Genomic DNA, 10,494 nt, shown 5'->3' with positions numbered 1-10,494 from the left:
GCTCATCGTGGTTCGGTAGATCATGGACCGCTCGGCGGTGTCCCCCGTGACCAGGGACCGTTCGGCCGGGTCGAAGAGCAGGAACCACGGCGGTGGCACCATCCAGGTACAGGTCTGCACGTGGACCTTGAGCGCGGGGCGGCGGGCCTTCCACCGGTCCAGCTCGACCTCGGCCGGCTCGATGATCCGCCGTGGCAGGAACGCCTCCGCGACGCGGTCGGGCATCAGGCCGCGGAACTCGAGCGCCGCCTGCCACACCCGCAGCTGGGTCGACCACGGACAGACGAACATCAGACCGTCGATCCACTGGACGAAGGCCGACTCGTCGGCGACGTCAAGGGTGGGACGGACGGTCGCGACCAGCGCCAGGACCCGCTCCCGGCGGGAACCGGCCCGGCGCGACGGCGGCCCCGCGGCGGCGTAACGCTGCCAGCGGCCACGTTCGGCCGCGGGAAAGGCAGCGAGCGGTTCGTACACCCGCAGATACGCCGCGGGGGAGACGACGGGCACCTCAGGACCCACTTACCGCGCGCGATCCGACCGACGACACCCACGCGGATGCCCTGGATCCTGGCATGCCTCGATCCTGGCACGTCCGCACACAAGCCGTCCGGCCTACCGGCGCCGTAGGGTTCGCCAGGACACGATCTGCGGGCCCTGGGTGCGGCGCGGGGTGGTTCGGCCCGCGGCGCGGGATCAATGCGGTGGGGGCCGCGTGCCCCGCGGAGGCCCCAGGAGGCCCCACGGAGGCCCCGAGGAGAGAGGTGCGCCATGTCGTCCCTGTTCAGCGCCGTTTGTGACCATGAGCAGGTGCTGTTGTGCTCGGACCGTCCCTCGGGTCTTCACGCGATCATCGCCGTCTACTCGACGGCGCTGGGGCCGTCGCTGGGCGGTACCCGCTTCCACCCCTACGCCGACGAGGAAGTCGCGTTGGCGGACGCCCTCGCCCTGTCCCGGGCGATGGCCTACAAGGCCGCCTGCGCCGGGCTGGACCTCGGCGGCGGCAAGGCCGTCATCATCGGTGATCCGGCCGTCGCGAAGTCGGAGCCGCTGCTGCGCGCCTTCGGCCGCCATGTCGCCTCACTGGGCGGCCGGTACATCACCGCTTGCGACGTCGGTACCTACGTGGCGGACATGGACATCATAGCCCGGGAAACCCGGTGGGTGACCGGACGGTCACCGGCGCACGGCGGTTCGGGCGACTCCGGCGTGCTGACCGCCTACGGAGTCTTCGAGGGCATGCGCGCCGCCGCCCGGCACCGGTGGGGAACGCCGAGCCTGGCGGGGCGCCGCGTCGCGGTCTCGGGAGTCGGCAAGGTCGGGCGGCGGCTCGTCGGGCATCTCCTCGACAGCGGCGCCTCGGTGGTCGCGGGCGACGTGGACCCGGTGGCCCTGGCCCGGCTGCGGGTGGAGTTCCCGGCGGCCGAGACCGTGCCGGACCCGGACGACCTGCTCGACCTCGACGTCGACGTGTACGCCCCCTGCGCGCTGGGCGGAGCGCTGAGCGTGGAGACCGTCCGCCGGCTGCGAGCCGGCGTTGTCTGCGGCGGCGCCAACAACCAGCTCGCGCAGCCCGAGGCCGGGCGGCAGCTCGCCGACGCCGGAGTCCTGTACGCCCCCGACTTCGTGGTCAACGCCGGCGGCCTGATCCAGGTCGCGGACGAGATCGAGGGCTACTCGCCGGAGCGGGCCCGGGCCAGGGCCGCGCAGATCTTCGACACCACCTCGGAGGTGTTCCGCCTCGCCGAGGCCGAGGGGGTGACCCCGACCGAGGCCGCGGAGCGGCTCGCCGAACGCCGTATGACCGACGTGGGACGCCTGCGGGGGATCCTGCTGCCCTGATGCCGACCGGGGTGGGGCGAGGCACACCCCCGCCACCAGGAACGATCACCCGCCCGGCGGAGGCCTGAACGTCAACGGGGACAGGTGACGATGATCACATCCAGGCCCCGTCAAACGGGCCGCCGACGGCGGGGACGAGCAGATATCCCCGATCGAACCCACCGGACAAGCGGGTTCATACACCGTTTCCAATCGCGGGCACCTTGTCCGGGGACAGGCAACTGTCGGGTTGGCGTGCCGAGAAGCCTCCGGTCCCTGTAGTCTCGGGAAGCACGAGACAGTGAGAGCACCGGGGCGGGTCCCCGTCGTCATGTTCGAGGGGGTCGAGCCATGGGGCGCGGCCGAGCTAAGGCCAAGCAGACGAAAGTCGCCCGCGAGCTCAAGTACAACTCGCCCACTATGGATCTCGACCGATTGAAGGCGGATCTGGGCGCGGGCTCGACGCGCGAGAACAACAACGACGACTCGTACGTAGATGACGACTACGGATACGACGCCTACGCAGACGACGAGGACGATCGACGTTCCTCCCGCTGACAGCGTCGCTTCGGTAGTCGCTCACCGCGGCAGGCTCACCGCGGTGGTCGTCGCCGATGGTGGTCGTCCGGGCTCAGGCCCGGGCTCCCACCGCCATAACGTGCTGCCGTGATCCTGGCTGCGCTGCATGCTTCTTCGCCAGTTCACTCCTGATCAGCCCAGGCTGCCCGGACAGGTTGCCCAACCTGCCCAGGGGGTTGCCCTGCCCAGGGGGGTGCCCTGCCCGGACGTGCTGCCCCCGGAGGGGCCGCCTCAGCGTGGATGCCGGCCGACGAACCGAGCCCTGGCCACGCCGGCTGGCTCCGGAGCGCCCGCCGCGCCGACCTCCCCTACCACCCAGGCCGGCACGTCCCGCGCGGCGAGCAGCGCGAGAGCGTCGGCGACCGCAGTGGCCGGCAGGACCGCCACCATGCCGACTCCCTGGTTGAAGGTGGCTTCCATGTCCGCCTGGGTCACCCCGCCGCGCTCGGCGAGCAGACCGAAGATCGGGGGCACTGACCACGACGCCCGGTCCACCGTGGCCAGCAGGCCCGGCGGGATGACCCGGGCGAGGTTCGCCGCGAGACCGCCGCCGGTGATGTGGGCGAAGGCGTGCACCTCGACAGCCGCGGCCAGCGCCAGGCAGTCCCGGGCATAGATGCGGGTCGGAACCAGCAGGGACGCGCCCAGCGTGCCCCCCAGGGACGGGACGTATGACTCCAGATCCTCCCGTGCGGTCTCGGGAATCCCACCTGGCTGGCCAGAATCGACGGGACCGAACAAGATATGCCGTACGAGCGAGAAGCCGTTGGAGTGGATGCCGGATGATGCCATCGCGACCACCACGTCCCCGGGCCGGACTCGCTCCGGCCCGAGCACGTCGTCGGCCTCCACGACCCCGACCCCCGTCGCGGCCAGGTCGTAGTCGTCGCTACCCATGAGCCCGGGGTGCTCGGCGGTCTCCCCGCCGACCAGCGCCGCCCCCGCCTGCTCGCAGCCGGTTGCGATGCCGGAGACGATCTCGGCCACGCGCGCGGGGACCAGGGAGCCGCACGCGATGTAGTCGAGCAGGAACAGCGGCTCCGCGCCGCACACCACGAGGTCGTCGACGACCATGGCGACCAGATCAATACCCACGGTGCCGTGCGTGTCCAGGGCCCGGGCAACGGCAATCTTGGTACCCACACCATCGGTCGACGAGGCGAGCAGCGGCCGGCGGTACCGCGCCGTGTCCAGCGCGAACAGGCCGGCGAATCCGCCGAGCGAACCGACGACCTCGGGCCGGGTGGCGCGCGCGACGTGACCACGCATCAGCTCGACGGCACGCTCGCCCGCGGCCACGTCGACCCCGGCCGCCCGGTACGAGTTCAATCCACCGCTCATGCGGGCCTCACCCCGGCCGGCTGGGGCTGGGGCTCGGGCTCAAGCTCGGGCTCGGCGTCGTGGCTGTCCGGGGAGGGATCGGCACCGTTCATGCCCAGCGTCACGCCGCGCCGCAGCGCCTCGGCGATCATGTCCTCGGTGGTCTCCGCGCCGCCCGTCGCCTCCAGCCGATGCTTGCCGAGCTTGTCGGAATCGTTCAGCGGAACCGGGTACACGCCGTCGAAGCAAGCCCGGCAGAGCGTGCCGGCCGGTTGGCGGGAGGCCTCGATGAGGCCCTCCAACGAGACGTAGGCCAGCGAGTCGGCCCCGAGAGAGGTTCTGATCTCCTCGATGCCCGCCTCACTGGCGATCAGCTCGGCGCGGGTCGCGAAGTCGATGCCGTAGAAGCAGGGCCACCGTACCGGCGGCGAGGAGATCCGGATGTGGACCTCGGCCGCGCCGGCCTCCCGCAGCATGCGCACCAGCGCGCGCTGCGTGTTGCCGCGGACGATCGAGTCGTCCACCACGACGAGGCGACGCCCCTCGATCACGTCCCGCAGGGGGTTCAGCTTGAGCCGGATCCCGCGCTGCCGGATCGTCTGCGAGGGCTGGATGAAGGTGCGCCCGACATAGGAGTTCTTGACCAGGCCCTCACCGAACGGGATGCCCGACTCCTCCGCGTAGCCGACCGCGGCGGGTACCCCGGACTGCGGCACGGGGATGACCAGGTCGGTCTCCACCGGCGCCTCGCGGGCCAACTGCCGGCCGACGTCGACCCGGGTGGCGTGCACGGAGCGTCCGGCGATCGACGTGTCCGGGCGGGCGAGATAGACGTACTCGAACAGGCAGCCGTGCGGATCGGGCCGGGCGAACGTGCGAGAACGCATCCCCTCGGCGTCGATAACGACCAGCTCACCGGGAACGATCTCCCGCACGAGAGTGGCGCCGACGATGTCGAGGGCAGCCGTCTCGCTGGCGACGATCCACGCGCCGTCGGGATGGCCATCGAGCCGGCCGAGCACGAGCGGGTGGATCCCGTGCGCGTCCCGGGCGGCATACAGCGTCGAGGCGTCCGAGAAGACCAGCGAGAAGGCCCCGGTCAGCCGGGGCAGCACGTCCATCGCCGCGTCGACGAGGGTCGGGCCGGGATGGTCGGCGAGCATGGCGGTGATGAGGTCCGAGTCGGTGGTCGCCCGTAGGCGGTCCCGCTCCGCGCCGAGCGTCCGCGCGAGCTCGACGATGTTGGTGAGGTTGCCGTTGTGCCCGAGCGCGATGGGGCCGCCGAAGCGGGCGGTGCGGTACGACGGCTGGGCATTCTCCCAGGTAGAAGAGCCCGTCGTCGAGTACCGGGTGTGGCCGACCGCCACATGGCCGCTCAGGCTGGACAGGGTGACCTCGTCGAAGACCTGAGCGACGAGCCCCAGTTCCTTGAAGACCACCACAGTCCGGCCGTCCCCGACCGCGATGCCGGCGGCCTCCTGACCGCGGTGCTGCAGCGCGTACAGGCCGTAGTAGGCCAGGTTCGCCACGTCCTCGCCGGGCGCCCACACCCCGAACACACCACAGGCGTCACGCGGCCCCGGCTCGTCGGAGAGGTCGGATTCCCAGCCGGGGATAGCGCCGAAGCGGGGTGCGACGTCTGGCACCAGGACTCCTCGACAGGTCAGGGATACCGAAGAATGCGGACGATCTCGCGCGGGACCATGCGGGACTATAGAGGTGCCGGGCTCGTCCGCCGACGTGCCGAGACGCGCCGACCACTCCGACCACCGCCTCGCCCCGGCAGCTACCTCCCACCACGCTAGCAGTGAGGACGCGCATCGGCCGTTGTGCGCGCATGCCCCGGACGGACCAGATCGTCCCTGGTAGATCATCCGGCCCAGCCAACCCGCACCTACAGGAGGGGCAGGTAGGAACTGAGGTCGGCGCGCTCGCCGCTGGCCGCGACCCGGCCGTCGGCCACCGCCTCGGCCCACGGCAGGCGGCCCGCGCACAGCAGGACGAAGGCGACGGGTTCGGCCTCGACGACGTTCGGCGGTGTGCCCCGGGTATGGCGTGGACCCTCGACGATCTGCACGGCCGTGAACGGCGGCACCCGCAGTTCCACCGAGCGTCCGGGTGCCCGCTCGGCGAATATCTCCGCGAACACCTTCGTCGCCGCCTTGAGCGCCCCCCGGGCCGGCGTGACGCCTAGCTCGAGGCCGTGCACCACCGCCTCGACCGCTCGGGTGCGCAGGAACTCCGCCAGTCGCATCGGGCCGCCCGGCGTCGGGACCACCGCTTCCTGAGTCGCCGCGGCCATGGCGGCCACCGCGGCCGACACCTCGCCGGCCAGCCGGCCTCTGATCTCGGCCGGCCCACGGTTTGCCGCCAGCGAGCGGGCGGTGTCCGCGACGGCCTCCGCCCGGGTTCCGGCGCCCGTCAGGTAGCCGTTCGCCGTGACGAGATCCCTCGCGGTGACGAGATCCCTCGCCGTGACGAGATCCGTCGTGCGCCGGGACGCCGGGACCGCGGGGGCCAGGGCCTCGGTGAGCGCGGTCGCGGAACGGGAGACGTGCAGGACGAGGTCGCCGACCGCCCAGCCGGGCAGCGGACTCGGCGCCCCGAGAGTCCCGTCGGGCAGGACACTCACCGCATCGACGATCCGCTGCCACTGGTCCGCCAACGTCGCGGCCAGCTCGGTACCGGTCACCAGGGGATCCTGGCGGCGTCCACGGGGTGGCATCCCTCCATCCTGCCCGGCACCGCGTCCCGGCCGGGTATCCCATCCTGCCCGGTACCACCAGGTACCACCAGGTACAAACCAGTACGCGGTCATATCCGGCTGTCCGCGCGCGCCGGCGTGCCGGACCCGACCCCCCGCCCTGCCGGGCGGGAAGACGAGTATGGACAGATGCCAGTGACGATCCCGCGCGCTCCCGCCGACGAGTACGGAACCGCCGCGATCCGGCAGCGGGTTCTTGACGCCTGGGCCGCCTCCCCGGCCCGCTTCCGGGAAGACGCCAATGCCGAGGAGGACGCGGCTCTCGGCGCCTACCGCGACCGCCTCGTCGTCGAACTTGTGCAGAACGCGGTCGACGCCGCGCGTGAGGCCGGCGTCCCGGCCCGGGTGTACCTGCGGCTGCGCACCTCCGCTTCGGAGTCGGACACGCCAGATGCACCGGATGCCCCGGACGTTCTAGATGCCCCAGACGTTCTAGCTACTCCGGATGCTCCTGATGTTTCGAAGACCGGCGCCGGTCCCGGCGGCCTGTTGGAGATCGCCAACACGGGGGCACCGCTGAGCCCGGCGGGGGTGGAGGCGCTGTCGACCCTGCGTGCCTCGGCGAAACGGGACACCACGTCGGTAGGGCGGTTCGGCGCAGGATTCGCCGCGGTGCTCGCGGTGAGCGACGATCCCTCGATCGTCTCCCGGTCCCGCCCGGGCGGGGGGGCGTCCGGAGTCACCTGGTCGAAGAGCAGGGTGATCGAGGCCGTGACGGCCGCGGGGGTGGGCGGCTGCGGCACCACGGCGCCGGCGCCGGGCCTGACCGAAGAACTGGCCCGGCGCGACGGGGCGGTACCCATCCTCCGGCTACCGTTCGATCTTCCCGCGCCGCCTGCACCGCCGGACGGCTACGACAGCGTGGTCCGCCTCCCGCTGCGGGACGTCGCGGCGGCCACGGCGGCCCGGGATCTGCTGGCCGGGCTCGATCCGACCCTGCCGCTCGTCCTCGGCGGTCCCAGCGAGATCGTGGTCGACGTCAACGGGACCGTTCGAACGATCACCTGTCGATGGATCCGCGGGGGCGGCTCACCCCAGCCCGGGTCGAGCGCGGCGTCGACGCGCGTGGAGATCGCCGATCTCAACGGCGAGCGCTGGCGCGGCATCGCCCGTAGCGGCATGATCCCGGCCAGCCTGCTGGCCGACCGCCCGGTAGAGGAGCGCGGCCGGAACCGCTTCACCGCCCGGGTCATGGTCCGCGACGACGGATGGCCCAAGGGCGTCGCCCGGGTCGTGCGGGCACCTCAGCCGACGGACGAACCGATCTCGCTGCCGATCCTGGCGAGCGTCGAACTGCCATTGGATCCCTCGCGTCGACACACGGTATCGGGTCCATTACGGGATTGGCTCACCGGTCAGCTGAGCGCGGCCACCGTGGCGCTGGCCGAATACCTGGGCGCCGGCAGGGACCCAGACGCCGACGGGGACCCAGACGCCGACGGGGACCCAGACGCCGGCAGGGACCCAGACGCCGGCAGGGATCCAGACGAGACGCCTGGCGACCCGCTGGCCGCGCTGGCCCTCGTGCCGACGGGGCTGCCGGTGGGCGAGGTCGACGGCAGGCTACGGGACGCGCTGACCCGACTTCTCCCGGACGCGGCGCTACTGCCCGGCGGTCTGCGTGGCCGGGACTGTTCCGTCTGCGATCTCGGCCCCGCGACCGATGCGGTCACCGAGCTGCTGCGCTCCTCCTGGACCGGGGCCGACCCGGCCGAGATCGCCGGCACGGACGGGGCGGGTCCGGATGGTGACGACACCGTCGCGGCGAAGGTCGCGGCGAAGGTCGCTGGGAAGGTTCCCGGCCTGCTCCCGGCGGCCTATGCTGCCCGCCGGTGGCGTACCGCACTCTCCACCCTGGGCGTTCGACGGGTGGACAGCGCCGCCCTGGTCGAGCTGCTCTCCGGGGTGTCCCGCCCGCCACACTGGTGGGGACGTCTCTATCCGCTCCTGGTCGGGGCGCCGGACCGGGACGCGCTCGGCGCGCTTCCGGTACCGGTCGCGGAGGTTCCCGCGCCCTGGGAGGGCACCGAGCCGAGCGGCGCAGCCGGGTCCAGCGCCTTGCGGACGCGGATGGTCACCGGTCCGCGTGGGACCCTGCTGCCCACCGCCGACCTCGACATCGTCGCGCTGGCCCGATCGGGGCTGCCGCTGCGGATCGTACATCCCGACGCCTGCGCCCAGGACGCGGCGCGGGATGCCCTGCGCACCCTCGGCGCGCTTGAGGGCACTCCGGCGAGTGTCCTACGGGATGCGGCGGTACGCGAGGCGGTCCTGGACGCCGATCCGGAGGACGATCCCGATGATCTCACCGCCCTGGCGAACGCGGTGCTGGCGCTGGCCCGGGACGCGAGCGAGGAGTCCACGGCCGACCTGAGCTGGCTCGACGAGCTGCTGCTGCCGGACGGCGACGGTGGCTTCACCCCGGCCGGCGAGCTGCTGATCCAGGGAGGCCCCCTGGATCGGGTGCTCGCCGAGGACGCACCCTTCGGCACCCTGAGCGCCGAGGTCGCGCGGGCCTGGCCCGCCGAGGTGCTGGCGAAGGTCGGTGTGCTGCATACCTTCGGGGTGTTGCACGCCCACGACCTGCCGTTGGATCCCGACGAGCAGATCCTGCTCGACCTCGACGACAGCGACACCTGGGTTGACGACGTCACGGCGGACGACCACGGTGCGCCGGGCGGCTCGGCGAACCTGCGTCGGCCGCCTCCCGGCGGGCCACCGGCACCCGCCATGATCGGGGTGTTCGCGGCGGTACGCGACCTCGAACTCGTCGACCGGGCCGCCTGGCCCGAGGCGCTCGCCGAGCTCGCCCGACCACCGTTGCGGGACGTCGTGTTCGCCCCCGAGCCGTCCTATACGCGCTGGTGGCTGGCGCGACACGCGGTGCTGCCCGTCGGTGGCGACGGCCGGGCGCCCCACTCCGCGGGACACCCGGCGGAGCGCTCCGCGGAACACCCGGCGCACCGGGACGGCAGGGTTCTGCCTCCGGGCGAGCTCGTCCTACCCGACGCGGACCCCCTGCTCACCGGGCTGTTCGCGCCGGCGGCACCGCTCCCGGGGGTCGACGACGAGTTCCTGCGCCACCTCGGCTGCCGGCTGACGCTGGAGGACGTCCTCGGCGACCTGGGCGCGGTGATGGACCTGCTCGACCGGCTGGGCGACGTCGACCGGGACGTACCATGGCCCGCGGCTCGGACGCTGTACATCGCCGCGGTCGACGCGGTGGCCCGGGTCCTGACGGCGCCGGACGGTTCCGCCCACGACGGGCGGTTCGACCCGCCGCTGACCGTCCGCACCCCGGACGGCGTCCGGGCCTGCGCCGACGTCGTGGTGGTGGACGCACCGGACATGCTGGGGCTGCTCGGCGCGGACCGCTTCGGGCTGCGTCTCCCGCTGGACCGGGCGGCCGAGGTGGCCCACGTCCTCGGCGTGCGCCTCGCCGCCGAGGCGGGCACCTGCGAGATCGTCTCGGCGGGCCCCGGCGAGGCCCGGCAGGCACCGGACGGCACACCGTACCGGGTTCACGACCCGCTGCTGGTCGAGGATCTCGCCGGCCGGCCGACCCGGGTGCCCTGGCGGGTACTCGGCGGGATCGGCGGCGAGATCCACGTGGATGCCGAGGCCGGCTCGGACGCGCTCGCGCGGGCCCTGGCCTGGCGCGGCGGGCAGTGGGACCGGCGGCATGCGCTGGCCGCGGCGCTGCGCGACCCCGACGGTGCCGCCTTCCGAGCCGCGGAGGACGACCTCGACGAGACCTGAGCCGCGCCGGTGGGTTCCGGTCGCTGGACTATCGATCCGTGTGGTCGGGGGTTCCCCGCGCCCGCAGCCGGTTGCGGCGGCGGATCACGATCCACAGGCCGGCGAGCCCGAGGACGAAGCCGCAGATCGCCGTCGCGAACCACCAGAGCCGGCCGTCGTCCCGCAGGTCGTCGAGGAAGAACGCCAGGACCAGCGCGGCGATGGCCCACAACACGGTTCCCACCGCGACGGAGGCGACCCCGTCGTAGGGC

Annotated in this window: 8 protein-coding genes; 3 read left to right on the top strand and 5 right to left on the bottom strand. The window is 72.8% G+C overall.

Annotated features, from left to right (window positions below; all coding sequences use genetic code 11):
- Nucleotides 1–510, bottom strand: a 510-nt coding sequence (locus AC08OP_RS13950; protein ID WP_476614587.1) for a DUF8083 family protein, incomplete at its 3' end; no start/stop codon positions are given.
- A 261-nt stretch (nt 511–771) separates the two neighbouring features.
- On the opposite strand from AC08OP_RS13950, the gene AC08OP_RS13945 reads away from it, so the two are divergent.
- Nucleotides 772–1,842 (top strand): Glu/Leu/Phe/Val family dehydrogenase, encoded by a 1,071-nt coding sequence (locus tag AC08OP_RS13945; protein WP_462186984.1) that lies wholly within the window; start codon nt 772–774, stop codon nt 1,840–1,842.
- Nucleotides 1,843–2,172: 330 nt separating this feature from the next.
- Complete coding sequence (locus AC08OP_RS13940; RefSeq protein ID WP_011434572.1) at nt 2,173–2,379, top strand: DUF3073 domain-containing protein; 207 nt, start codon at nt 2,173–2,175, stop codon at nt 2,377–2,379.
- Between the two features lie 252 nt (nt 2,380–2,631).
- On the opposite strand, the gene purM is transcribed toward AC08OP_RS13940, so the two are convergent.
- From purM to AC08OP_RS13925, 3 genes are all read right to left on the bottom strand, one after another.
- Complete coding sequence (gene purM / locus AC08OP_RS13935) at nt 2,632–3,741, bottom strand: phosphoribosylformylglycinamidine cyclo-ligase (RefSeq protein WP_476614586.1); 1,110 nt, start codon at nt 3,739–3,741, stop codon at nt 2,632–2,634.
- Nucleotides 3,738–5,366, bottom strand: coding sequence for an amidophosphoribosyltransferase (purF, locus tag AC08OP_RS13930; RefSeq protein WP_476614585.1), 1,629 nt, complete (start codon nt 5,364–5,366; stop codon nt 3,738–3,740). Before purF ends, purM begins: the two co-directional genes overlap by 4 nt.
- A 248-nt stretch (nt 5,367–5,614) precedes the next feature.
- Nucleotides 5,615–6,412, bottom strand: a complete 798-nt coding sequence (locus AC08OP_RS13925) for a sterol carrier family protein (protein ID WP_476614584.1) — start codon at nt 6,410–6,412, stop codon at nt 5,615–5,617.
- 201 nt (nt 6,413–6,613) lie between these two features.
- On the opposite strand from AC08OP_RS13925, the gene AC08OP_RS13920 reads away from it, so the two are divergent.
- On the top strand, nt 6,614–10,243 hold the full coding sequence (locus AC08OP_RS13920) for a sacsin N-terminal ATP-binding-like domain-containing protein (RefSeq protein ID WP_476614583.1): 3,630 nt from the start codon (nt 6,614–6,616) through the stop codon (nt 10,241–10,243).
- A gap of 28 nt (nt 10,244–10,271) precedes the next feature.
- On the opposite strand, the gene AC08OP_RS13915 is transcribed toward AC08OP_RS13920, so the two are convergent.
- The coding region (locus tag AC08OP_RS13915) for a DUF2530 domain-containing protein (protein WP_476614582.1) at nt 10,272–10,494 on the bottom strand (223 nt) is incomplete at its 5' end.

This window comes from Frankia sp. CeRuru1 (assembly GCF_977966315.1).
The sequence above is the reverse complement of the archived record's forward strand: the minus strand, read 5'-3'. Positions and strand labels throughout refer to the sequence as shown.

Coding starts and splice junctions, on each gene's coding strand:
- AC08OP_RS13945 (WP_462186984.1), top strand. CDS start 772: ATGTCGTCCCTGTTCAGCGCCGTTTGTGACCATGAGCAGGTGCTGTTG.
- AC08OP_RS13940 (WP_011434572.1), top strand. CDS start 2,173: ATGGGGCGCGGCCGAGCTAAGGCCAAGCAGACGAAAGTCGCCCGCGAG.
- purM (WP_476614586.1), bottom strand. CDS start 3,741: ATGAGCGGTGGATTGAACTCGTACCGGGCGGCCGGGGTCGACGTGGCC.
- AC08OP_RS13920 (WP_476614583.1), top strand. CDS start 6,614: ATGCCAGTGACGATCCCGCGCGCTCCCGCCGACGAGTACGGAACCGCC.